This window comes from Ruegeria sp. A4 (assembly GCF_056543025.1).
On record NZ_JBQGAW010000006.1, the window covers coordinates 172,234 to 197,432 of the forward strand.

20 protein-coding genes are annotated in these 25,199 nt (G+C 59.7%); 12 read left to right on the top strand and 8 right to left on the bottom strand.

The genetic code is table 11. The features are described from left to right. Positions 1 to 25: 25 nt before the first annotated feature. The 6 genes from ACR0E2_RS16270 to ACR0E2_RS16295 all read right to left on the bottom strand — a co-directional run bounded on the left by ACR0E2_RS16270 (position 26) and on the right by ACR0E2_RS16295 (position 7,232). The gene (locus ACR0E2_RS16270; protein ID WP_480447119.1) at positions 26 to 1,330 is read right to left on the bottom strand and encodes an NAD(P)/FAD-dependent oxidoreductase; all 1,305 of its coding nucleotides are present in this window, start codon (positions 1,328 to 1,330) and stop codon (positions 26 to 28) included. After that, positions 1,327 to 2,001, bottom strand: coding sequence for a TetR/AcrR family transcriptional regulator (locus tag ACR0E2_RS16275; protein ID WP_152457143.1), 675 nt, complete (start codon positions 1,999 to 2,001; stop codon positions 1,327 to 1,329). Before ACR0E2_RS16275 ends, ACR0E2_RS16270 begins: the two co-directional genes overlap by 4 nt. Continuing rightward, positions 2,002 to 3,546, bottom strand: coding sequence for a trimethylamine methyltransferase family protein (locus ACR0E2_RS16280; RefSeq protein WP_480447120.1), 1,545 nt, complete (start codon positions 3,544 to 3,546; stop codon positions 2,002 to 2,004). A 2-nt stretch (positions 3,547 to 3,548) separates the two neighbouring features. After that, entirely contained in the window at positions 3,549 to 5,951 is a 2,403-nt protein-coding gene (locus ACR0E2_RS16285; protein ID WP_480447121.1) for a GcvT family protein, read from the bottom strand. Positions 5,952 to 6,062: 111 nt separating this feature from the next. Continuing rightward, the gene (locus tag ACR0E2_RS16290) at positions 6,063 to 6,692 is read right to left on the bottom strand and encodes a glutathione S-transferase family protein (protein WP_480447122.1); all 630 of its coding nucleotides are present in this window, start codon (positions 6,690 to 6,692) and stop codon (positions 6,063 to 6,065) included. Between the two features lie 18 nt (positions 6,693 to 6,710). Continuing rightward, complete coding sequence (locus ACR0E2_RS16295) at positions 6,711 to 7,232, bottom strand: class I SAM-dependent methyltransferase (protein ID WP_171636701.1); 522 nt, start codon at positions 7,230 to 7,232, stop codon at positions 6,711 to 6,713. 209 nt (positions 7,233 to 7,441) lie between these two features. On the opposite strand from ACR0E2_RS16295, the gene ACR0E2_RS16300 reads away from it, so the two are divergent. Genes ACR0E2_RS16300 through ACR0E2_RS16320 form a run of 5 tightly spaced genes read left to right on the top strand, consistent with a single transcriptional unit; the run spans position 7,442 to position 14,666 of the window. Further along, positions 7,442 to 9,214 (top strand): ABC transporter ATP-binding protein, encoded by a 1,773-nt coding sequence (locus ACR0E2_RS16300; RefSeq protein ID WP_480447123.1) that lies wholly within the window; start codon positions 7,442 to 7,444, stop codon positions 9,212 to 9,214. Continuing rightward, positions 9,207 to 11,120: an ABC transporter substrate-binding protein gene (locus ACR0E2_RS16305; RefSeq protein ID WP_480447124.1), complete on the top strand. Its 1,914-nt coding sequence runs from the start codon at positions 9,207 to 9,209 to the stop codon at positions 11,118 to 11,120. Before ACR0E2_RS16300 ends, ACR0E2_RS16305 begins: the two co-directional genes overlap by 8 nt. Positions 11,121 to 11,134: 14 nt before the next feature. Continuing rightward, positions 11,135 to 12,163, top strand: coding sequence for an ABC transporter permease (locus tag ACR0E2_RS16310; protein ID WP_171232652.1), 1,029 nt, complete (start codon positions 11,135 to 11,137; stop codon positions 12,161 to 12,163). After that, positions 12,160 to 13,314 (top strand): ABC transporter permease, encoded by a 1,155-nt coding sequence (locus ACR0E2_RS16315; RefSeq protein ID WP_152457136.1) that lies wholly within the window; start codon positions 12,160 to 12,162, stop codon positions 13,312 to 13,314. Before ACR0E2_RS16310 ends, ACR0E2_RS16315 begins: the two co-directional genes overlap by 4 nt. Continuing rightward, entirely contained in the window at positions 13,311 to 14,666 is a 1,356-nt protein-coding gene (locus tag ACR0E2_RS16320) for a CoA transferase (protein WP_480447125.1), read from the top strand. The genes ACR0E2_RS16315 and ACR0E2_RS16320 overlap by 4 nt, the downstream gene beginning before the upstream one ends. Before the next feature lie 86 nt (positions 14,667 to 14,752). Here the strand turns inward: ACR0E2_RS16320 and ACR0E2_RS16325 are convergent, their stop codons facing one another. Further along, on the bottom strand, positions 14,753 to 17,128 hold the full coding sequence (locus ACR0E2_RS16325) for a mechanosensitive ion channel domain-containing protein (protein WP_480447126.1): 2,376 nt from the start codon (positions 17,126 to 17,128) through the stop codon (positions 14,753 to 14,755). A gap of 386 nt (positions 17,129 to 17,514) precedes the next feature. Here ACR0E2_RS16325 and ACR0E2_RS16330 point away from each other — a divergent pair, with 386 nt between their 5' ends. From ACR0E2_RS16330 to ACR0E2_RS16360, 7 genes are read left to right on the top strand one after another with little or no spacing between them, the layout of a single operon-like run. Then, positions 17,515 to 18,729: a glycosyltransferase family protein gene (locus ACR0E2_RS16330; RefSeq protein WP_171232656.1), complete on the top strand. Its 1,215-nt coding sequence runs from the start codon at positions 17,515 to 17,517 to the stop codon at positions 18,727 to 18,729. Further along, positions 18,726 to 19,973, top strand: coding sequence for a glycosyltransferase family 4 protein (locus ACR0E2_RS16335; protein WP_480447128.1), 1,248 nt, complete (start codon positions 18,726 to 18,728; stop codon positions 19,971 to 19,973). Before ACR0E2_RS16330 ends, ACR0E2_RS16335 begins: the two co-directional genes overlap by 4 nt. After that, entirely contained in the window at positions 19,973 to 21,049 is a 1,077-nt protein-coding gene (locus tag ACR0E2_RS16340) for a glycosyltransferase family 4 protein (RefSeq protein ID WP_480447130.1), read from the top strand. Before ACR0E2_RS16335 ends, ACR0E2_RS16340 begins: the two co-directional genes overlap by 1 nt. Further along, complete coding sequence (locus ACR0E2_RS16345; protein WP_480447131.1) at positions 21,046 to 21,630, top strand: histidine phosphatase family protein; 585 nt, start codon at positions 21,046 to 21,048, stop codon at positions 21,628 to 21,630. Before ACR0E2_RS16340 ends, ACR0E2_RS16345 begins: the two co-directional genes overlap by 4 nt. Then, positions 21,627 to 22,769: a glycosyltransferase family protein gene (locus ACR0E2_RS16350; RefSeq protein ID WP_480447132.1), complete on the top strand. Its 1,143-nt coding sequence runs from the start codon at positions 21,627 to 21,629 to the stop codon at positions 22,767 to 22,769. Before ACR0E2_RS16345 ends, ACR0E2_RS16350 begins: the two co-directional genes overlap by 4 nt. After that, a complete protein-coding gene (locus ACR0E2_RS16355) occupies positions 22,766 to 23,521 on the top strand; it encodes a polysaccharide deacetylase family protein (RefSeq protein ID WP_480447133.1) in 756 nt (251 codons plus the stop codon). Before ACR0E2_RS16350 ends, ACR0E2_RS16355 begins: the two co-directional genes overlap by 4 nt. 10 nt (positions 23,522 to 23,531) lie before the next feature. Further along, positions 23,532 to 24,008, top strand: a complete 477-nt coding sequence (locus ACR0E2_RS16360) for a class I SAM-dependent methyltransferase (RefSeq protein ID WP_171229514.1) — start codon at positions 23,532 to 23,534, stop codon at positions 24,006 to 24,008. On the opposite strand, the gene ACR0E2_RS16365 is transcribed toward ACR0E2_RS16360, so the two are convergent. Continuing rightward, positions 24,009 to 25,151 (bottom strand): alpha-D-ribose 1-methylphosphonate 5-triphosphate diphosphatase, encoded by a 1,143-nt coding sequence (locus tag ACR0E2_RS16365; protein ID WP_480447148.1) that lies wholly within the window; start codon positions 25,149 to 25,151, stop codon positions 24,009 to 24,011. Between the last annotated feature and the right edge of the window lie 48 nt (positions 25,152 to 25,199).

Sequence of the window (25,199 nt, forward strand, 5' to 3'; positions counted from 1 at the left end):
GACATAGACCGTTTGCGAAACGCGACTAGCCCAGAACCGAGAAACTGCTTTCCTCATTGATCGGGCGTTTGCGCGAGTAGAAGCCCACGTCGATTGTCCGCTTGATGTATGGCAATTCGAACTGCAACGGTTTCGCGTCGTGATCGGCGCCACCTTCACAGTAGTCGATCAGTGCCGCCATCATCTTGCCCGCAATCGGCGCATTCTTGTATTGGTTTCCGCTTGAACCACAGGCCATGTAGAACCCCGGCAGGCTGGATTTGTCATAGATCGGAATCCAGTCGGTCGAAGCATCATACAGGTCAACCACACCCCGCGTTTTTGATGGAATGCCAAGGCTGGGCACACGCTGCGCATACCGCATGGCCTGCGTGGTCCATTGATCGGTGAATTCACGATTGTAGTTCACATCGTCCTCGCACCACTGATGCGGATCACATTCCGGATCCTCAGATCCGACAAGGATGTGATTGCCGTGTTCCGGGCGGCAATAGCAGGCAATGTCACTGTCCGAAACGATGGTTCCGTCGTGTTCAAAATCGAACCCTTCAGGGGCTGGAACGTGCACGACCTCTTGCCGCAAGGGCCGGGTTTTGATGGTCATATCGTCCAGAACGCCGGCCATCTTGTTGATGATGGACGAACCAGGTCCTGCCACATTGACCACAACCTTGGCGTGGATTTCCTCGCCCGAAGCCAGCTTGACGCCGGAAACGCGCCCGCCCTCGGTCAGGATTTCCGTGACTTCAGCGCCGGTGCGCACCTCGGCCCCATGCAGTTTCGCGGCATCCATAAGGTTCTGGGCCGACAGGGCCGGGTCGGTGACATAACCCGCTTGAGGCCAGTACACCCCGCCCGTCATTTTGCGCCCGTTGGGTTGGCCGAATTCAGGATCGTCCATACGGCGCGCGGGGGCAAAGCTGTCCAGCGAATAGACCGGCAAGCGTTCCAGCACTTTTTCATCTGACCATTCTTCGAACGGGCAATTCAGCTCGGACGAATTGCGCATGTGTTTTTCCAGCATCCCGTTCGCCTCGGTTTTCATGACCAGACAGCCGGTTTCGCGGAACTGCGCAAGGTTGGCGTCTTCCGGCAAGCCAAGATACGCGGCCCAGTCGCGCCAGTAGTGGTAGCCTTCCCAGGCAAACGCGGTTCCATCGAATGTGGAATAATGCATCCGGATAATTGCGCAGGACCCCGCGGTAGAACCGTGCCCGACCTGAGAATTCCGGTCCAATGACAGGGTTTTCCATCCCGCCTTGGACATCTCGAACGCAATGGCCGCGCCGATCACGCCAGTACCGATGATGATTGCGTCTGGTTGGCTCATGTCTGGTTTCCTTTCCAAAAGCGCAGGGAATACGCGCTGAATTCTTCAACTTCCTCGGGTTTCGGCTCGACACCTGTGAAGGCGTAAAGGTAATGCGGCACCATCGACAGCCGCATCTCGATAGGTTCGTTCAATTGCGCCAGATCATAACCGATCTGCATGTAATACAGCACGCGCGCCCGGGTTTCGGCTTCGATCTCGGAATAGCCGTAGCGGGCGAACATGGCGTGCAGGGCTTCCAGCCTGCGGGCGTCCGACTGGTCCAGCATACGCCGCACCTTGCCTGATTTTCGCGCCCAGTCACGTACTGCAAAATCCAGCGCCGTATCGAACAAATCTGTGTTCACCACGCACCGATGAACGTTGCAGACGGCCGCCGTTATCGTCTCGGCCGGTGCTTCGGCCTGCGCGACCAAAGCGGCTGTGTTGGTGGCCTGCCAACGCGCCAGCAATGCATCCAGCAACTCTTGCCGGGATTTGAAGTACCAATAGAACGACGACCGCGATACTGCCATCCGTTCAGCCAGGTTCAGGACCTTTATCTGGTCCACCCCGTCCGAAATCAGCACATCCATCGCCACGTTCAGCCAGTCGTCGCGCGTGACCTTGATGTTGCCGATCAATGGTTCGGCCTCGGGGTCATCGCGATGAAGGATCGGTTTCGGGCTCATTCAACTCTCCGGTGGGGCACCGCCCTCGGCGGTACGACGGGCAATGAAGTCATGTAAATCACCTGTCCGATCATTGTCGACAGCGGGCGCCTGAAAGTCGTTCAGAATGCCTTTCCAAACATCCGTTGCCCGATGGTTCGCGTCCACCGACCCGCGTTCGGCCCAGGTGCCGAAATTGGCGTAGTCATGGACATGCGGTTGATAGAACTCAGTATTATAGCGCTCCATCGTCTGGCTTGATGCAAAGAAGTGGCCACTGGGTTCAACCTCGCTCAATGCAGTTTCGAACCCGATCTCGGACGGCCCTGCCCGCGCACCTGCGCACAGTTCGGCGACCATATTCAGCACTTCCGCATCGCAGACCAGCTTTTCGAAGGAAACCGTCAACCCGCCTTCCAACCAGCCTGCGGAGTGGATGATCACCGTTGCGCCGGCCATAAGGCATCCCCAAAGGCCAAACTGGTTCTCGTTTGCGGCCTGTACGTCGTTGGTGTTTGACGCCGATCCGGCAGCCGACCGCCAGGGCAAACCAAGATGCCGCGCCAGTTGACCGGCAGCCAGCGATGCCTGAAAATGCGACGGCGTCCCAAAGGCGGGCGCGCCGGACTTCATGTCCACGTTACTGGTGAACGTGCCATAACAGACCGGCGCACCAGGATTGGCAAGTTGGGTCAAAGTCAGCGCGGCAAGGGCCTCGGCATGAGACAAGGTGATCGCCCCGGCCACGGTGATCGGCGCCATCGCGCCCATCAGGGTAAAGGGTGTGATGATCGACATCTGACCGTGGCGGGCAAAGTCGATCAGACCTTGCGCCATCGGGATATCCAATGTGCGCGGGCTGTTGGTGTTGATGATCGTATAGCAATGCGCATGACCCCGGAACGCATCATCCGAAAGACCGCGTGCCGTGCTCAGCATCTCAAAGCAGTCCATCACCTGCGGGGTTCCACGCGAAAAGAAGAACGGAAACTTGTCCGTCAGTTCCATCTGCGCCCGAGTCGTGAAGTAATGGCGCAGATGGGTCGGCACATCCTGCGGCTCGACCTGTGGCGAAATCATCTGGAACACGTCGAAATGATGGGTGAGCTTAAGGAACTCCAGATAATCCTGACCTGTCGCCGGGCGCCGACCACGCTCAAGGTCGGTTGCGTTCGGCGCGCCGGCTCCGGGTTGAAACACCAGCGCGCCCAGTTCGAGCGTAAAATCGCGACGCCGCGAGCCGGCGCGACAGGCGATGGATTTGGGCGCTGACGCGACTGCGGCTTCAACCATCTCGCGCCCGATAAACACCATCTCAGTGTCTTCATCCACCCGCGCGCCGCCCTGTTTGAACAGTTTCCGCGCCTCGGGCAGCAGGGTCTTTACCCCCAACTCTTCCAGTGTCCGCAAGGCGGTGTCATGCATGTCCGCGATCTGATCGGCCGGGAACACTTCCATCTGTGGGAAAGGGTTCCTGAGCTGGCGATAGTTCACATCGCGACCGGGCTGCGGGGCGGCTTCAGCCCCCCGCCCCCGCCGTCGGCGCCCGCGCTCTGCAACAGTCATGATCAGCCTCGCATCGCTTTGCCTTCGGGGTCATAAGGCGACGGCGCGATCACACGCGCCGGACGTTCAACGCCCACCACGTGGACGGACAGTTCCGTGCCCGGTTCCGCCTTGTCCCGATCGATCAGGGCCATCGCCAAAGACTTGCCGGTATAATGCCCGTAGCCGCCCGAGGTTACGAAGCCAACGCGCTCGCCATTGGCCCAGACCGGTTCGTATCCGCTGGCATCTGCATCCAGTGCATCAATTTCCAGTGTCGCCTGAATTTGCGCGGGGCCGTTGCCGTCACGTTCGGCAAGCGCGCCCGCCTTTCCAACAAAGTCCTTGTCCCAGTCGATCCAGCGATCCATTCCGGTCATGCCCGGTGTATAGGCCTGCGTGAACTCTGCCGACCAGATGCCAAAGCTTTTTTCAAGCCGTGTTGACAGCATCGCGTTGAAGCCACATTCGCGGATGCCTTCCTCGGCCCCTGCTTCCAGCAGGATGCGGCGCAGCTTGATATGGTCGCCATAGCGGCAGTTGATCTCGTACCCCTTTTCTCCGGTCACCGACATGCGGGCGACGCGGGCGCGCACGAGGCCGATATCGAAATCGCCGCACCCCATGAACTTCAGGCCCGAGATATCCTGTTCCGCCAGTTTTTCCACAACCGCCTGTGACTTCGGCCCAACCACGGCAAAGCCGCAATATTCCTCGCCCAAATCACGGATATTGACGCCATCCATCACGTGATCGTCGAACCAGCGCATATGCCAGGCCCGCAGGTAGTAACTGCCCATGATCCACCAGGTCCCGTCGCCCCAGTTCAGCACCGTCAGATCGCCCTTCAGGCGTCCATCCTCACTCAACATCGGGGCCAGTTTCGCACGGCCTGGGCCGGGGAGCTTGGACGCCATTACCATATCCAGCCAGGCTTCTGCGTTCGGACCTGAAACCTCGAACCGCGAAAAGCCCGTAATATCCAGCAAGCCCGCACCTTCGCGGATCACTTTGCATTCCTCGGCCACGATGTCATGCGCGTTCGAACGCTTGAGCGTCGGGGTTTCCTCGAACCCTTTCGGCGCGAAATAAAGCGGTACTTCAAGATCCCAGCTGACGCCCCATTTGCACCCTGCCTCGGTCATCGCATCATGCGCCGGTGCCATTTTAAGAGGCCGCCCGGCGGGCAGTTGCTCGTTCGGATAGGTCATCACGAAGCGGCGGGAATAGAACTGCCCGGTCGTCTCGCGGATATAGCGCTTGTTCTGGGCATAGTCGCCATAGCGCGCCACGTCCATCGGCCAGGCGTCGGCCTCGGGCTCGCCATGGATCATCCATTCGGCCAGCGTCTTGCCGACGCCGCCGCCTTGCAGAAACCCGGCCATCACCGCGCAGGCGGTCCAATAGCCGCGCTTGCCCGGCACCGGACCGACCAGAGGGTTGCCGTCGGGCGAGAAGGTGAACGCGCCGTTCACCCATGTCTTGATGCCCACGTTCTGGATCGCCGGATAGCGTTCGAACCCCAGCGTCAGTTCGTTTTCGATGCGGTCCAGCTGTTCCTGGAAAAGCTCTTCGCCATAGTTCCACGGCGCGCCGTCCATGGCCCAGTGTTCGTGATCCACCTCGTAGATGCCCACCAGAACGCCCTTCTGGTCCTGCCGCATATAGGTGAAGCCCTCGAGGTCCACGGTCATCGGCATCTCGAAATCGGCCGCCGCGACCTCGGGCACCGTGTCGGTGATCAGGTAATGGTGTTTCAGCGGAGAAACCGGCAGTTCGACCCCAGCCATGCGCCCCACCTGCTTGGCCCACAAACCGGCGGCGTTGACCACATGTTCGCAAGTGATCGTGCCCCTGTCGGTCACCACCTGCCAGCCATCCGCCGTCTGGATCAGTTCCTCGACCTTGGTTTCTTCATAGTATTCCGCCCCGCGCTTTTTCGCGGCTGTGGCATAGGCCTGCACGGTGCCTGTGGTGTCGATATAGCCTTCGCGGTCGGCCCACATCGCGCCCAGAATGCCATCGGTGGACATGATCGGGCAGCGTTTCTGCGCCTCTTCAGGGCTCAGCAGTTCACAGTCATCAATGCCGATGGACTGGAAGATACGGTAATTGGCCTGCAACCACTCCCACCGCTCGGGGGTTCCCGCCAGCGTCAGACCACCGGTCATGTGCAGGCCGATATTCTGGCCTGATTCCTTCTCGATCTCGCTGAGCAGATCAATGGTATAGGCCTGCAAAGACGCCATGTTCGGATCGGCATTCAAAGCATGAATGCCCCCCGCTGCGTGCCAGGACGACCCAGACGCCAGCCGCCGCCGCTCCAACATGACGACATCCGACCAGCCAAACTTGGCCAGGTGATACAGAACCGAGGCCCCGACAACGCCTCCTCCGATGACCACGACGCGATATTGGGATTTCATCCCGACCTCCCCTGAACAGAATCTGAGGAGACGCTAGTGGCACTGTTCACATCTGTCTAGACATTTCTGTACAGTGCCGATCACAACGCAACACGGCACGGTTCGGCAGGTTTACAGACTTGCGCTTGGACGAGATTGGATGGCTCGAAACCACGCCAGGGTGGCCGCGTTGTCTTCCGGGATACGCATCTTGATGACGCGGGCGAAATCGACAAAAACGAATGCCGAGATATCCGCCAGGGAAAACGCGTCACTGGCCACAAAAGGGCTTTCCGTCAGACGTGATTCCAGCATTTCAAAGAAGGATGCCACACGCTCGCGCCCGCGCTGCGCAAGTTCGGGGATCTGCGCATGATTGGAGGGGCCCGGAATGGCGCGATCCTTGAAGGCGGGATGGCCGTTGCGCAAAGCCTCGGCAATCGGCGCCCCGCCCTGATGTTCGACGATCGCGTTCCACATCAGAACCAAACCTTTTTCCTCGGGGGTTCGGCCCATCAAAGGCGGTTCCGGAAACTGTGCCTCCAGAAATGCCGCAATGCCCAGATTTTCCGTCAGAACGGTTCCGTCATCCGTTACCAGAACCGGGATCGTGGCCTGCGGGTTCACGGCGCGAAAGGCTTCGCTCAACTGTTCACCTTTCGCAATCGAGACCTCACGCGTTTCGATATTCAACCCTTTTTCGGCAATGAACATCCGCGCGCGACGAGGGCTTGGAGCAGTGGAGCAATCGTAAAAAATCATGCCGTTACTCCTTTTCGGTCAGCGGCGATATATGAAACAGCGCCCTTCGACGGCGCCTTCGGGCAACGGCATCTCGGTCAGCCCTTCGAAATACATCCGATCACTTGAGACCATCAGCCCGCCCGGAGCAAGCAAAGGCTCGATGAGCGGAGATACAAACCGCGCGAATTTGTCATTCTTTTCGCGATTGTGCCCGCCAAGATCCGCGTGGATCAGGCTGGCTGACGCACCGAACCGTTCAACCGATGCAGGCAGGGTATCCCGGACGTCGCCCAGAATCACGCGATCTTCGGGCGGGGTCGAGTCGGGGTGCGAAGCCACCGCGCGTTCGAACACATAGACCGGGCGGCCATCCATGTGCTGCACAAGATGGTGATACGTACGCCCGTTGCCCAAACCCAATTCGAACACCGGACCTGTCATGCCCGCAGTGTGCCGAATTGCGTGATCCAGACAAGCGCGCTGAGACACCATGCGATCGATGAACAGATCCAGACGGCTTTGATTCTCGGACACCGGAAAATATCTCCTTGATACCATTCGAGAGCATAAATGCGCCCGATGCCGTCCTTGATGGCAAAATCTCAAGACTTTGTGTAGCGACGAAGCCCATAGTTTCACGATTTCGCGACATTTCGGCCCAAGAACGGGTTTGACTAGACGGGCGGAACCGCGCGACACTGAACAAAAAATCACGGGGAGTTGAAGTAACCGATGTCATCGAACGGTCAAACGGGTGGAAAACCCGCATGAGCGCGTTGTTGTCCGTAAGAGACCTCAGCATCGGCTTTGGTACGGGCAATTCCGTGGTCACGGATGTGAACTTCGATGTCCAAGCCGGACAGACGCTTGCCCTGGTCGGTGAATCGGGATCGGGAAAAACAATCACATGCCGCGCAGCCTTACGTATCCTGCCCCGCACGGCGCAGATTCGAAGCGGCACGATTACCCTGAACGATTCCAAGGGCATGTGCGAGCTTACCACAGTGTCTGAGCGTGAATTGCGCGACATCCGCGGCAATCGGGTTTCAATGATCTTTCAGGAACCCATGAGATCGCTGTCCCCGCTGCACAAGATCGGCAATCAGGTCAGCGAGGTTTTGTGGTTGCATCGTGGGCTGTCCGAGTCCGCGGCACGCAAAAAGGTCCTGACGCAGTTCGAACGCGTCGGGTTCCCTGATCCACAGCGCGCCTATGACTCCTACCCTTTCGAGTTGTCCGGCGGTATGCGCCAACGCGCCATGATCGCCATGGCCATGGTGTCCAAACCCGAATTGCTGATCGCGGACGAACCGACCACCGCACTGGATGTGACCACGCAGGCGCAGGTTCTGGGCCTGATCAAGGAGTTGCAGCGTGAAACCGGCATGGCGCTCATTCTGGTGACTCATGATCTGGGTGTCGTCGCCAACATGGCCGAGCGGGTCGTCGTCATGCACAAGGGACGTATCATGGAGGCCGGCCCCGCCGCCCCGATCCTGACCGCGCCCGCACACCCGTATACCAAGCAGCTGTTTGATGCCGCGCCGGAAATACCGGATCAGGATGCGGTGGGTATACCGATGCCCGACACGGATCTGATCCTTCAGATGAAGGATGTGTCCAAGACCTACACCATGCGGTCCAGCAAAGGATGGCAGTCCGACAAAGCAATCTATGCCTGCCGAGGTGTCGACCTGAACCTGGCGCGCGGCAAGACTTTGGCAATTGTCGGTGAAAGCGGATCGGGAAAGACGACGGCGGCCCGCATCGCCCTGGGGGCTGAATTGCCCGACCCCGGTGGTGAAGTCCTGTTTCGTACCGCCCCCGACGCCGACCCGATCACGGTGCACAACATGACCCGAGCCCAGCGCACGGCGTTTCAGCGCAAGGCGCAGATGGTGTTTCAGGACCCTTACAGTTCGCTCAGCCCCCGGATGCGCATTCAGGACGCCATGACCGAACCTCTGGAAATCCACCGCATCGGCACAACAGCCGAACAGCGGGACAAGGCCGCCGAGATGTTGCAGCGCGTCGGCCTGACGGGTGATATGCTCAAACGCTATCCGCACGCGTTTTCCGGAGGGCAGCGACAGCGCCTTTCCGTGGCGCGGGCCATGATGCTGGACCCGCAGTTGATCGTGTGCGACGAACCCACATCGGCATTGGATGTGTCTGTTCAGGAACAGATCCTGACCTTGCTGGAAAACCTGCAAGACAGTCTGAACCTGTCCTACCTGTTCATCTCACATGATCTGGCCGTTGTCGCACGGATCGCTGACGAAGTTGCCGTCATGAGGCGGGGTCTGATCGTCGAACAGGCACCGCCCGAAACTCTTTTCTACAATCCGCGCCATCCATACACCAAGGCGCTGATTGCCGCTCAACCCGAACCCGACATCAATCGCCCGATTGACCTTCAATTGGTTTCTCTGGGTGCCGGCGCGCCGGACAGTTGGGATGAAGCCTTTCGTTTCTCGGACACCGTGATACCCTCATTGGTGGAATTGGAACCGGGCCATAAGGTACGTTGCCATGTTTAATACCATTCGCCCTCTGCTGCTGGCTGCTATGCTGGCGTTTTCAGGGATCCTGCCCGCGGCGGCAGATACAATCCCAACACCTCAGGAAAGCGCCTTCTGGAGCGCCGAGGTTGAAAGCGGCAATCTTCCGCCAGTGCAGGAGCGTTTGCCCAAGGACCCTCTGATTGTGGATCTGGCCGCAAAAGGAAGAGAATTCGGGAAACCGGGTGGCACTCTGCGCACCATGGTCACGCGATCCAAAGATATCCGGCAGATGGTTGTCTATGGCTATGCAAGGTTGGTTGGGTTCAACCAAGATTACGAATTGGTACCCGACCTGCTGGCCTCGTATGAAAACGAGGGCAATCGCAAATTTACCCTGAAACTGCGCGAAGGGCACAAGTGGTCGGACGGCTCACCCTTTACCTCGGAAGACTTCCGCTATTGGTGGGAAGACGTCGCCAACAACGAGTTGCTCAGCCCGTCAGGCCCACCCGATTTTCTGATCGTCGAAGGTAAATTGCCCACGGTCACGTTTCCCGATGAGACCACCGTGATCTTCGAATGGGACGACCCGAACCCGAACTTCCTGCAATCTCTGGCACAAGCACGACCGCCGTTTATTTACCGGCCGGCCGCGTTTCTGAAACAGTATCACGAGAAATACGCGGACGCGGAAGAGCTTGCCTTTCAGGTTGAAGATGCCCGGGTTAAAAGCTGGGCGGCGCTGCACAACAAGCTGGATAATCTTTACAAGTTCGACAACCACGAACTTCCCACGTTGCAGCCATGGCTGAACGCAAGTTCGGGCAAGAAAATCCGTCACAACTTTGTGCGCAACCCCTATTATCACCGGATCGACAGCAAGGGGGTGCAACTTCCCTATATTGACGTGGTCGAGATGGAGATCGTCGCCCCCGGTCTTGTTGCCGCCAAGACCAACGCCGGTGAAAGCGACCTGCAAGGCCGTGGCCTTGCCTTCCGAGACGCGTCGATCCTCAAGAAAGGCGAAGCACAAGGCAGATACAAAACGCTGTTGTGGAAAACCGGCGTGGCCTCGCAGATCGCGATCTACCCGAACCTGAACTTTTCTGATGATGTCTGGCGCGATGTACTGAGGGACGTTCGCGTGCGGCGCGCCTTGTCGCTGGCCATCGACCGGCAGACCATCAACCAGGCGCTTTACTTCAAACTCGCGCACCCCGCCGCGAACTCGGTTCTTCCCGCCTCGCCCTTCTACAGTGAAGAAAACGCTGCGGCCTGGGCGCAATACGATGTGGATCAGGCCAATGCGCTTTTGGATGAGGCTGGTCTGGATCAGCGCGACAAGAACGGCATCCGCCTGTTGCCTGACGGTCGCCCAATGGAGCTGGTAATCGAAACCGCAGGTGAGCGGCAGGAAGTCGAAAACGCGCTTCAGATCGTAACCGATACCTGGCGTGAAATCGGTGTCAAACTGGTCATGCGCCCGCTGGACAGGGACATCCTGCGCAACCGCGTTTTCGCGGGCAATTCCATGGCGTCCGTCTGGTTCGGTTGGGATGATGGTATTCCGCAGGCGCATACGTCCCCGGCTTATCTGGCCCCGACAGATCAGGTGTTCCTGGCCTGGCCAAAATGGGGGCAGCACTATCAGACCGGTGGCGAAGCGGGTGAAGCCCCCGACATGCCAGAGGCGCAGCGCCTGATGGAATTGGCGCATGAATGGCAAATCGCCACGACCGATGAAGAACGCGCAGCTGTCTGGACCGAGATGTTGAAAATCCATGCCGATCAGGTCTATGCAATAGGCATCCTGAACGGCGCCCCCCAGCCCATTGTGGTGTCAAACCGCCTGCGAAATGTTCCGGAACAGGCTATGTGGGCCTGGGAACCCGGTGCACATTTCGGCATTCACCGCCCGGACGAGTTCTTTTTCGCCGACTGAGCAGGAGCAGCTAAATGATCATGCTGCGCTACGTGGTGTATCGCTTTTTCACGATGCTGCTGACTTTGTTGGTGGTCTCGGTTCTGGTTTTTGTAATCATCAACCTTCCGCCCGGCGACTATCTGAGCAACCAGATCGCTGAACTTCAGGCCTCGGGCCAGTCGGCAGGTGTCGCAAAGGCAGAGTTCCTGCGCGCTGAATACGCTCTGGACCGTCCGATGTGGGAACAATACCTGATCTGGATGGGATTCTGGCCCGGACCGCACGGGTTTTCGGGGTTGATCCAGGGCAATTACGGGTGGTCCTTTGAATTCGACCGTCCCGTTTCCGAAATCGTCGGCGACACGCTTTGGTTGACGGTTGTGGTCAATCTGGCTGCGATCCTGTTTGTTTATGCCGTCGCATTGCCGCTGGGCGTTATCGCCGCCGCGCGGTCCCGGACCTGGATCGACTATACCTCGGCCTTCGTGGGGTATCTGGGGCTGGCAACGCCGAACTTTTTGCTGGCGCTGATCCTGTTCTACTATGGCCACCAGTATTTCAACCTGCCGATCGGGGGCTTGATGGATCCGAGTTTCGAAGGCCAGCCGATGAGTTGGGAGAAACTGAAATCCATCCTCGTCCACCTGATCGTACCAACCTTCGTCATCGGCACTTCAGGCGCATCGGCGATGATGCAGCGTCTGCGCGCGAACATGCTGGACGAACTCGGCAAACCCTATGTGGAAACCGCCATCGCGAAGGGCATGGCCCCGTCACGGATGCTGACCAAGTATCCGCTGCGGGTGGCCTTCAACCCCTTTGTCGCCGATATCGGCAACCTGCTGCCGTCGATGGTGTCCGGCTCGGTTCTGGTATCGGTCGTTCTGGGCCTGCAAACCATTGGTCCTACTCTGCTGACTGCTTTGAAGACGCAGGATCAATTCCTGTCCGCGTTCATCCTGATGTTCGTCGCCCTGCTGACGCTGATCGGCACGATGATTTCGGATATCCTGCTGGTGATGCTGGATCCGCGCATTCGGTATGAGGGGCGCGAGGCATGACTGATCGTCCTGACAACCGCTATGTCGATGACGCGCCGTTTGATCCGCAGGCCTCGATTCAACAGCTGGAACGCGCCGATCTGGATGCCCCCAACTGGGTTCTGGTCTGGCGCAAGTTCAAAACCCACAAGCTGGGCCTGATCTCGGGCATTTTCCTGCTGTTTTGCTATCTGATGCTGCCCTTTGCCGGGTTTATTGCGCCTTACGGGCCAAATGACCGAAACGGAGAGCACCTGTACGCGCCACCACAATCGGTAAACTGGTTTCACGAGGGTGAGTTCATCGGCCCACATGTCTATCCGATCGTCGCCGAGGCGGATCTTGAAACCTTCCAATGGAAGTTTGTCCCCGACACCGAAGACCCGCGCCCGATCCGGTTCTTCTGCGAGGGCTCTGAATACAAGCTGGCCGGTTTCATACCGTCGGACACGCATCTGTTCTGCCCGCCAGAGGGAACAACGCTGTTCCTGTGGGGATCCGACCGTCTGGGCCGAGACATCTTCAGCCGTATTCTCTATGGCGCGCAGCTGTCTTTGACGGTGGGTCTGATCGGTATCTCGGTGTCCTTCTTTCTTGGCATCCTGTTCGGTTCGATGGCCGGCTATTTCGGCGGACGTATCGACTGGACCATCAACCGTGTCATCGAAATCCTGCGTTCGTTGCCGGAACTGCCGCTGTGGCTGGCCCTTTCTGCCGCCGTGCCTTCGAACTGGAGCCCGGTCGCGGTGTTCTTTATCATTTCGATCATTCTGGGCATCTTGGACTGGCCGGGCCTGGCGCGCTCGGTTCGCGCGAAATTCCTGTCTTTGCGGGAAGAGGAATATGTCAGAGCCGCCGAGATGATGGGCGCAAGTTCGGGCCGTGTGATCCGCAAGCACCTGCTGCCCAACTTCATGTCGCACCTGATTGCATCGGCCACATTGTCGATCCCAGCCATGATCCTGGGGGAAACGGCGCTCAGCTTTCTTGGCCTCGGCCTGCGCGCACCCGCGGTCAGTTGGGGCGTGATGCTGAATGACGCGCAGAACCTCGCGTCGATCGAGATCTATCCCTGGACGGCAATCCCGATGCTGCCGATCATTGTCGTGGTGTTGGCGTTCAACTTCCTTGGTGACGGGCTGCGCGACAGTCTCGACCCCTATCAGCAATGAGTCTTCTTGCCACGCTTCCCGCTGCCGGCAGCTATCACAGGGTCGGCGCCGGTATGCTGCCAAGCGCCTTTGCCGTTTCCGAACTGGCCACCGCCAGTTTCGCAGCCGTGGGGCAGGAAATGGCCCGGCTGATCCAGGCGATCAACCTGTCCGCGAAGGCACCCGAAGTCTCGATCGATCATCGGCTGGCATCTCTGTGGTTCGGCTATTCCTTCAAACCGGAAGGTTGGGACATGCCCAGTTTGTGGGATGCGGTCGCGGGCGACTACAAAGCCGCTGATGGCTGGATCAGGCTGCACACAAACCTGCCCCGCCATCGCTCTGCCGCGTTGAAAGTCCTTGGCACCCGGCCAGAGCGTGAAGCCGTGGCAAAAGCCGTCAGGTCTTGGGCGATATCGGATCTGGAAACGGCAGTTGTCGCCGTAGGTGGGGTGGCCGCTGCCATGCGCAGCCGGACGGAATGGCTTGATCACCCACAAGGCCGCGCCGTGTCGCGCGACCCTTTGATCGGATGGCAGGGACCGCGCTATGTCAATCTGCGCGACAGACCTCGGGCCACCGCTGATCGGCCTCTGTCCGGGTTGCGGGTGCTGGATCTGACGCGCGTTCTGGCCGGCCCGGTTTCTACCCGAACGCTTGCAGGGTTCGGAGCCGAGGTTTTGCGCATCGACCCGCCTGGCTGGGATGAACCGGGGGTGATCCCCGACATATCGCTGGGAAAGCGCTGCGCCTATCTTGACCTGAAATCCGAAACCGGCCTTGAACGATTGCATGGGTTGCTGGCTCAGGCGGATGTGTTCGTACACGGTTATCGGCCCGGCGCGCTGGATGCACTGGGTCTGACCCGCGCCAAACGTGACGAGCTGGCTCCGAACCGGATCGAAGTCACGCTGGATGCCTATGGCTGGCAAGGGCCCTGGTCGACCCGGCGCGGCTTTGACAGCCTTGTCCAGATGAGCGCGGGTATCGCCCATGCCGGGATGGGGTGGGCGAACGCGGACAAGCCGACCCCGTTGCCGGTTCAGGCTCTGGACCACGCGACCGGCTATCTGATGGCTGCTGCCGTCCTGTCCGCACTGGCCGAGGCCGCATCAGGCAATTCCATCATGCACGCGCATCTCTCTCTGGCGCGCACCGCCGAACTTCTGGCCGTGCTCGGCAAAGACGAAGCACAATCCGCGCCCATCAGCCCGGCAACAACGGATTACGGCACGGCGACAGAGGCGTCCGGCTGGGGGCCGGGCCATCGCCTCAACCCTGCGCTGAGAGTCGGCGAAGCGACGATGCGCTGGGATTTGCCCGCGTCGAAACTGGGCAGTTCGGAACCTGTCTGGCCGCTCGACGCCAACTGACCATGCGCCGCGCAAGACGCGCGGCCGGGCCCAACGCATTGGGTGGCGTCTCGTCAAAGACGCAGTCCAAAGCGACGGGAGCACCCCTATCGATCATCGCCCCCAGGGCCGATATCGTCCAGGTAATCCTCATCGATCGCGGCCTGCACCGCGCCTGTTACCGCCTCACGCTGTTTCGGCGTCAGGTCATCGGCCTCTTTGCCGTCCGCCAACCTGACGGTGACTTCGCGATGCGCGAATTTGATGCCTTCCCGCGCGAACAATTCGCGAATTTCCTGATAGACCTTCTTGCGTACCAGCCACTGATCGCCCGGTTTGGTCATGAACTTGACCCGGATGATCATCGCTGAATCCTGCATTTCGATCACGCCCTGGGACTTCAGCGGCTGTATGAAGTTTTCGCCGATCACGGGATCGCTCAGCAACTCCTGCCCCAGCTTCTTGATCAGCTTTCGCACCTTTTCCACGTCCGTGTCATAGGTCACGCGCAGCGGCAGTTTCATGATCACCCAGTCACGGGAATAGTTCGTCAGAACCTTGATTTCGCCAAAAGGAATCGTGTTCAGCGCGCCAAGATGGTGACGCAGTTGGAAGGACCGGACCGAGATCTTCTCGACCGTTCCCTTGACGTCTCCGATATCGATGTACTCACCCTTCCGAAAGGCATCGTCCATCAGGAAAAACGCCCCGGAAAAGATGTCTCGCACCAGTGTTTGAGATCCGAAACCGACAGCCAGACCAACCACACCGGCACCGGCAAACAGCGGGCTGACATTGATACCAAGTTCCATGAGAACGATCAGCATGATGGTCACGACCACAACGGCCAGAATTGCGCCGCGGAACAATGGCAGCAGCGTCGCTAGCCGGCTTTGCCCGCCTTCCCCGCCCTCATCGCCCAGTTCGGCCTCGGTGCCATCATCGACTTCTTCCGCTATCTTGCTGTCGATCCAGATGCGAAAGAAATGAAACAGAATGTAGCCGATGAAGATGATGACCATTACATCCAGCACGCGTGCAACTGGCAGGTCCTCGCTCCAGTCCGCATCGGGGTACCAAATCACCACAAGGGCATAGACACCAATCACAAAGGCCAGAATTCCAGCTACCCGGCGCGCCAGATCCTCATAGGTCAGAAGATACTGTTTGCGCTGTTCTGCCTCGGGCGTTTCCACGGGCTCGGCATCCGCTTCGGCAGCAGCGGTTTCTTCGTTTATCTCGTTGATCTTGCGCGAACGGTCAAAATACCGTTCCAGCACGTAGTTCATCGCGCCATAGGCAACGACGACGGACATGAAGATCATATAGCTGCTTGCGATCAGCGGCAGCGGCGTTGGGTTCTCCAGTGCAAGATCAACCGCCAGACGGAACCAGCTGAACACGACATAGACGATCAGTGCAGGCGCCCAGCCGAAGGATACGAACCGCAACAACCACGAGACCTGATCCGGCGCTCTTCCGCCCCGGATTGCATTTGAAATGGCCCTGGCATTGAACAGGATCATCAGAATATTGCCGAAAGCGCCCACCATTGTAAGGCAGCCATAGACCATGGCGTAGACGTTGTAGTTCAGCCCGAAATCCGCAACCCAGGTCGAAAACAGGACAACCGTGATGTCATAGGTCGCGAGTGCCGAAGCCCACAGATACAGCCGCTTGGCGTCCCGGTCCGAGAACGGTGGCAGCCGGTATTGACTCAGGTAAGGTGACAATACCATCCGCCAAAGATCGGACACCGTGCGCGACAGGAAGAACGCCGTGAAGATCGCCGTGACCGTGAACTGGATCGAGATATCGTCCGCTTCGCCAAAAAACAGATATCCGACGATCAGGGCCATGAGCATGGCAAATATCGTCGCTCCGATCCCCATCAGGAACCGGAACAGAAGGAAGGGCATCTTTTCTCGGTAACCCTGCGGTTCATCCTTGATCCGCGCCACGACCCAGCGGCGCGCGATGCGTTTCCCGTATATCTCGATAGACAGCCAGCGCCCCAACAACAGGAACAGGATGTTCCAGCCCAGAACTTCCACATAGGTCTGAATGCGACCGTCCGGACTGGTCTGGCGCAGGATATACTTCACTTCGAACACCGAATACGGCAGCGCCTCAAGCCGTGATTGCATGGACTCACGGAATTTCGAGAACCGCTCCTGCGCCTTCATCAGCTGCGATCCCTCACCCATGGGATTGTTCGAATCGCCCGCCGCATCATTCGTGCCCGCATCCGTGCCGCCGGCTGTTGTCACAACCTGCCCGGCGCTGTCGATGACGATCACACTGGCCCCGGCTTCGCTGGCGGCGCGAATTGCGGCAGCCAAGTCGCTTTCCTGCGTAGACGCAGACGAACTGTCCGCGTTGTATCCCGGAATCAAGGATGTTTGCGCTGAAACGCTGACCGGAAGCGCCAGTACAAAAGCCCACAAAGCCAGAAGTGTTGCGGCCAGAAAGGTATGTTTCATGGGGTTTTGCATCCAGTTTTTCCGATAGCGGTCAGATTACAGAAGGGTTTCAGGCAGTTCAAACACTCGGGCGCGCCCTGCTCAATATCGTGTCCGGGCGTGTTCTTGGCGCACTGCCCGATTCCGGATGTTTTCAATCTGGCGAAAATTGAATATGAACGGGATCTGTAGGCCCTGCCCCTTTGCCAGTTCACCGGTTCTTTTGCGATCCCTCTCAAGCCTTGGTGCGACATGACGCGAAACCGTCAATATGCTGTTGCCAAATCGCAATGCTTGGAACATTTGCGGAAGAGCAATTCCTCCTTTGGCAAGCGTGACGGGGATATATACAGTAACGCTTGCAAACGCGCGGATTTCGAACCGGGATCAAGAAGACAGGCAACACTATGAGCCTAGGCAAAACCAATTCCAAACCGGGCCGCGCACCGCGTATCCTGTTTTACAGTCACGACACGTTCGGGCTGGGCCATCTTCGCCGGTCTCGGGCTTTGGCGGCCGCGATCACGCAGGCGGACCAAAGCGCATCCGCGCTGATCCTGACGGGATCACCCGTGGCCGGACGGTTTACCTTTCCCCGTCGCGTTGACCACGTGCGCCTGCCCGGTGTCACCAAACGCGCAGACGGGTCTTATGCTGCACGCACGATCGGGATGGGCATCGAAGAAGTGACCGAATTGCGGTCGGGTCTGATTCAAACCGCTGTTCAGCAGTTCGACCCTGATGTGCTGATCGTCGACAAGGAACCGACGGGGTTCCGGGGTGAGCTGCTGCCGACACTGAACCACCTGCAAAAGAACTGCGGAACCAAAATGGTGCTTGGGTTGCGCGATGTTCTGGATGAACCCGAAGTCCTGGCCGCCGAGTGGGCGCGCAAGGAAGCGGTTGAAGCCACCGAACGGTTTTATCACGAAATCTGGGTTTACGGCTTGCAGTCGATTTACGACCCGACAAGGGGGTTGCCGCTGAGCGCCGCGGCACAATCCCGCATCCACTGGACGGGATATCTGCGCCGCGATCTTGGTCCGGTCGGCGAGCCTCCTCAACAACCCTATATCCTGATCACGCCCGGCGGCGGCGGCGACGGCAAGGCGATGGTCAACCTGGTCCTGTCTGCCTATGAAAAAGATCCAAACCTGTCGCCGCGGGCGGTTTTGGTCTATGGCCCCTTCCTGTCCGGTGAGTTGCGCGAAGATTTCGAAACACGCGTTGCCGCATTGAACGGTCGCGTCACCGCCGTTGGGTTCGAATCCCAGATCGAAACGCTGTTTGCAGGGGCCGAAGGCGTCGTCTGCATGGGCGGCTACAACACGTTCTGCGAGGTTCTTTCCTTTGACAAACGCGCTGTCATCGTCCCGCGCACCACGCCTCGTCTGGAACAGTGGATACGGGCCTCGCGCGCAGAAGGGCTGGGACTTGTCCGAATGCTGGATGAAAACCGGGATGGCCTGACGCCGGACGCGATGATCCGCGCCATTCGGGAATTGCCGCACCAGTCCCTGCCGTCGCAGGCGATACAAAGCGGATTGCTGGACGGGCTAGACTATGTCACCGACCGCATCGAAAGCCTGCTGACCTGGGAACAGGAACGAGCCACCGGATGACCTCAGATTCTCCTCGATTGGCGGTTGTGGTCAAAGGCTGGCCACGACTGTCCGAAACGTTCATTGCGCAGGAACTTGTCGCCTTGCAGGAGGCCGGGCATCGCTTTGACATCTGGTCTTTGCGGCACCCGACCGATACGAAACGCCATCCCTTGCACGACCGGTTCACAGGACAGGTTCGATACCTGCCCGAGTATCTTCACGACGAACCCAAACGGGTCTGGGCGGCACGGGCCCTTGCCCAAACGCTTCCCGGTTACGACAGGGCCTATCGGATCTGGCGTCAGGACTTGAAGCGCGACCCGACACCCAATCGCATCCGACGGTTTGGGCAAGCCTGCGTTCTGGCCGCGGAATTGCCAGCCCGGACGCAAGGGTTGTACGCTCATTTCATGCACACGCCGTCATCCGTTGCCCGTTACGCCGCCATCATGCGCGGATTGCCGTGGAGTTTTTCGGCTCATGCCAAGGATATCTGGACGTCGCCGGATTGGGAAAAACGTGAAAAGCTGCAAGCCGCATCCTACGGGGCCACGTTTGGCGCCACCTGCACAGCCATCGGAGCCGAGCATCTGCGCAGCCTGGCCGATGACCCCAAGCGCGTGGACCTGATCTATCACGGTTTGGACCTGTCTCGCTTTCCCAAGCCTCCGACGCGAAAGCTGCGTGCTGTGAATGATCGTTTTCACATGATTTCCGTCGGGCGGCTGGTCGAGAAAAAAGGCTTCGATCGTCTGATCGCGGCTTTTGCATTGCTGCCCGATGACCTGAACTGGCACTGGACACATATCGGCGGCGGCGCATTGGGTGACGTTTTGCGGGCACAGGCGAACGCAGCCGGCATTGCGAACCGGATCACCTGGAAAGGGGCTTGCGACCAGCCCGAGGTCATCGCAGCAATGCGGGATGCCGACCTGTTCGTTCTGCCCAGCCGCATCGCGAAGGACGGAGACCGCGACGGGTTGCCGAATGTGTTGATGGAGGCCGCGTCTCAGTTGTTGCCAATCCTGTCGACACCGGTCTCGGCGATCCCCGAGTTTATCGAAACCGGAACACATGGGGTTCTGTCCGATGACGCCCCCTCTGCACTTGCGGAAGCCGTGGAACGTTTGTCAGCCAATCCGCAGCAAGCGTCAAAGATGGCGCATGCGGCCTATGATCGCCTGATCGCCGAGTTCCGGATGGCCCCCGGCATCGCACGGCTGTCGGAACACCTCAACTCCATGTGCATGGAAAACGCGTAATGGCGCGGGTCGCGTTTTATGCCCCGATGAAATCTCCTGACAGCCCGAAACCTTCGGGCGACCGTGAAATGGCCCGGAATCTGATGCAGGCGCTGACCGCCGAGGGTGATACGGTCGCTCTGGCGACCGACTTGCGCATCTATGACAAAAGCGGCGACGAAGACCTGCAACAAGCCTTGAGGCGCGCGGCAGAAGATGAAGCGAAGCGACTTGTCTCTGACATGCCATCAGATACCGATCTGTGGGTGACCTACCACAATTATTACAAGGCACCTGACCTGCTGGGCCCTCGGGTTTGCAAGGCACGTGGCATTCCCTATGTGCAACTGGAAAGCACCCGCGCATCCAGTCGGTTAAACGGGCCGTGGGCTGAGTTCGCCAAGGCGGCGCATCAGGCCTGCGATGCGGCGGATGTGATCTTTTATCATACGGCCAACGACCTGATCACTTTGCAGCGGGATCGCTTTGGCGATCAGGCTTTGGTCGAACTGCCTCCGTTCCTGCCCATCTCGGAACTGCCTCCGGCCGCCACAGGTGGCGCACCCATGCTGACCGTCGGCATGATGCGGCATGGGGACAAGCTGGCATCCTATCAGATATTGTCCGAGGCCCTGGCGCATTTGACCGGGGACTGGCACCTGAACATCGCAGGAGACGGCCCGGCGCGCAGGCAGGTTGAGGCGCTGATGGCGCCGTTCGGACAGCGGGTGCGTTTTCTGGGTCAGCTTGACCGGGAAGAACTGCAACGCGTCTATCAACAATCATCTCTGCTTGCATGGCCCGGAGTGAATGAGGCTTACGGCATGATTTACCTCGAGGCGCAGGCCGCGGGGTTGCCTGTGGTCGCTCAGGACCGGCCCGGCGTACGCGATGTTCTGTCCCCGGCGGCCTATCCATCCGTCGAAAGCGGTGCCAGGGGATTTGCGGATGGCATGCAGGCCCTTTTGTCGGATTCCATGCTGCGCCACACTCTGGGCGCTGCGGCACGCAACTACGTGGCAGAGCGCCACCTGATGCCACAGGCGACCGAGCGCTTGTGGGCAACCCTCCGCCCCCTGCTGAAGGACGTATCATGACCCGGCTTGCACTGCTCCGCCACGGGCACACCCATTGGAACCGCGCGGGACGGATCCAGGGGCGCAGCGACATACCGCTGGACGATGACGCCCGAGCCGAATTGGCGGGCTTTGGATTGCCGCAGGACTGGGCCGAGGCTGACATCTGGTCCAGCCCCCTGCACCGCGCCAGTGAGACGGCGCGGATTGTGACAGGTCGCGACCCGAACACCTCGGACGCGTTGACCGAGATGAACTGGGGCGATTGGGAAGGTCAACGCGGGGTCGACCTGATCGCGGACACATCCAGCGGATATCGTCATATCGAGCATTGGGGCTGGGATTTCCGCCCACCAAACGGAGAAAGCCCGGCCGAGGTTCGGGACAGGCTTCGCCCCTGGCTGTCCGCGCTGCGGCAAGATACGGTCGCGGTCTGTCATATCGGTATCATGCGGGTCATTCTGGCTTGGGCATGGGGTTGGAATTTCGAAGGACCTGCCCCCTTTAAGATCAAACGCAATCGGCTGTATATCGTCGACATGAATACCATGACCGCCGACGCCGACCCCGTTCGCCTGATCAAACACGAGCCCCCGCAATGAAGGTGATGATCATCGTCACGCACCTGTTGGGCACCGGGCATCTCAGCCGGGCGCTGACATTGGGGCGGGCCTTTCGGGATGATGGCCACGACGTCATGGTCGTGACGGGTGGCATGCCAGCGCCGCAATTGGACAGCACGGGCATGACCCTGTTCGGCTTGCCGCCGCTCAGGTCAGACGGAACCAACTTCACCCGTTTGCTGACCGACAGCGGCGACGAGGCTGACGCGGCCTATCACGCCACGCGCGAGGCCGCCCTGGTGCAGGCGGTGAACAGCTTCCAGCCGCAGATCCTGATCACCGAGCTTTACCCCTTTGGTCGCCGATCACTGTCGGCCGAGTTCGATGCAGCCCTGAATGCGGCAAGCGCGTTGCCTGAGCGTCCCGTCATTCTCGGATCGGTCCGCGACATTCTGGCTCCGCCCTCCAAACCCGCCAAGGCCGAGCGCGCGGATGAAATCGTGTCTCGGCATTATGACGGCATTCTGGTTCATTCCACCGAAAGCGTCACGCCCCTGTCGGTCAGCTGGCCGGTGTCGGACCGATTGGCCAAGCGACTTCACTACACCGGCTTTGTGGCGCCTGCATTGCCGCAAACTCACCCCGACGCGGCGGGTCAGGATGAAATCCTGGTCAGCGCTGGCGGCGGATCCGTCGGGCAACCGATCTTTCGCGCGGCCATCGAGGCCGCCCGAAAGATGCCCAACAGGCGCTGGCGCCTGCTGGTCGGTGGAACGGATGCAAAGGCGCGGATCGCGGAATTGTCCCGGATGGCCGAAGGTGCTTCGGTTGTTTTGGAACCTGTGCGGCCGGATTTCCGCCAGATGCTGCCCCTGGCAGCGGCATCGGTAAGCATGTGTGGCTACAACACTGCCATGGATATCCTTCAAAGTGGCACCCCGGCCGTGTTTGTGCCTTTCGACGACGGCAAAGAGGTGGAACAAGGGCTGCGCGGGCAGAGCCTGTCCGATCTGCCCGCAATCGAAGTTCTGGAAAGCAGAGCGTTGAGCGGGGCGACATTGGCTCGGGCGGTGGAGCGTGTCGTGGCCGACGGCCCCCGTGTACAACAGGATTTCGGTTTTGACGGGGCCATCCAATCCGTCCACATCGCCAAGCGCCTGCTGGAGCAGCGCACATGAACCCCGACTGGCGCCCACTTGACGTCGAGTTGAACCATTGGCGTGCCGAAAGCTTGCCCTTGCCTGTGTGGTGGCGCGATGATGATGCCATTGCGCCAACACCGCAATTGGACCGCCTTTCCGAGCTGGCCGACAAACTGGGCCTGCCCGTGCATCTGGCCGTCATTCCACGCGACGCGACGCCCGCGCTGGCGGAATACGTCGCCGCGCACGCGTCTCTTGTTCCGGTCGTGCACGGGTGGGCGCATACAAACCATGCGCCCCGCGGCGAGAAGAAGGCCGAGTTTCGGCTTGATCGTCCGCTGGAAGTGATGGTGGCGGATGCGCAGGCCGGGATGGCGCGTCTTCGGTCCCTGTTTGGTGACAATATGCGACAGATGTTCGTGCCCCCCTGGAATCGCATTGCACCCGAGATGGCCAAACAGTTGCCAAAGCTGGGATACCGCATCCTGTCCACCGCAACGCCCCGCAAATCACGTCTGACCGCACCGGGGCTTGAGCAGATCAACACCCACCTTGATCCGATCGACTGGCGCGGGTCGCGTGGCTTGATCTCAGCCGACGCCCTGATCGCGCAGACTGCTGGTCTTCTGCGAGACCGACGCGAAGGCCGTTCAGACAACACCGAGCCCTTCGGCATATTGACCCATCATCTGGTCCATGATCAGGACATCTGGGCCTTTACCGAGGCCCTGCTGCGCAAATTGCTGAGCGGGCCCGCCACAGCCTGGGTCGCGCCAGAGAACGAATGAGGACATCACCATGAGCCGATTGGATTCCATGCTGCGCCGACTGACGGCCCAACGCGACGGATTGAACTGGGCGGCCGAGCGGATCAGTGGCCAGCCGGGGGATGTGCTGGATATGGGCCTGGGCAATGGCCGCACCTATGACCACTTGCGTGAAATCCTGCCAGAGCGCCGGATCTGGGTGATGGACCGGATCCTGCAATGCCATCCGGACAGCACCCCCCCGGCCGAGGATTTCCTGCAAGGTGAGGCCGAACCGATGCTGCTCAGACTGGCGGCCGACGGGCATAGGATCGCGCTGGCGCATTACGATTTCGGACGCGGCATCAAGCACGAGGACGTCGCCGAAGCAGAGCGTCTCAGCCCGCTGATCGCGAAAGTCATGCAGCCCGGAGGGTTGTTGATTTCAGGTCAGCCCCTGGTCGGCTTTGCCCAGATCCAGGGGCCCAAGACAATCGCCCCGGACCGTTACCTGTTCTACACGGCCTGATCACGCCACGCGTCGACCGCGCACCCAGACCGAACTCGGGACGGGTACACCCGCGCGCATCCGGAAGCGGATGACATCGGCGCGGGCGTCGGCGCGCAACTCGCCCCGCTCCTCCAACCCTGCCGCCCGAGCCGGGGCCAGCGTTACTGTCTTCATCCCCCGCGCCAGGTCGCCCCAGATCTCGCCCAGCCTAACCGCCGACAGCAACAAGGCCGACGGCACATAATCCGAAGACAGGATGTCCAGATACCCAAGCTGGGCCAGCTCGTAGGCAGCAACATTGCCTGAATGCGACCCCCCGCGGATTATGTTCGGCGCGCCCATCATGACCCGAATGTCGTTCTTGTGGCAGGCGCGTGCCGCTTCGACGGTTGTGGGGAATTCGGCCAGACGGATGCCGTGACCTGCGGACACTTTCACCTGATCTTCAGTCGTGTCGTCATGGCTGGCCAATACTGCTCCGAAACGGCGGGCAGCTTTGACAGCTTCGACCTCGTGCAGTGCGCTATTGCGATCTCGAAGCCCTTTCAATTGCGCCACGTGCTGAAAGAACGTGTCATCGTCCATGGCATATTTGCCCTTCAGAAAGGTCTCCAGCTTGCCCATGTCGCGAAACTGACGCTGACCGGGCGTGTGATCCATTATGGACACAATGCCAACCCTGTCTTCCTGTCCAAATTCGCTCAGCTCTTCAACCAGAGTTTCCGAACACACCTCGGCCCGCAAGTGCAGAAAGTGGCTGATCTTGAGCGCATCCTGTTCGCGCAGATCCCACAACTCCTGCGACAGGCCACGGGCGTATTTCCCATACCGCCGCGCGCCCGAAGGGATCGATCCAATCCGCATGGCATCGAACACTGTCGTGATCCCGGCGCTGGCCAATTCCGCATCATGTGCAAGAATTGCGGCGGCATGGGGCCAGTTCACCTGTGGACGCGGTTGAATGTGACGTTCAAGGTTGTCGGTGTGCAACTCGACAAGCCCTGGGCTGACATAGTCGCCTTCGCAATCGATCGCGCCCGCGGGAACCCTGTTTCCGGTGTCGATTTCAGCGATGGCCTCACCCACAATCCGGACACTGCCGGTTACGGTTTCATTCGGCAATACAAGCGTGGCATTGGCAAGGATCAAGTCTTCTGTCATCTGAACTTCACGCATGTTGAGACCGAGGAAGGCTACGCAAAAGGAGGC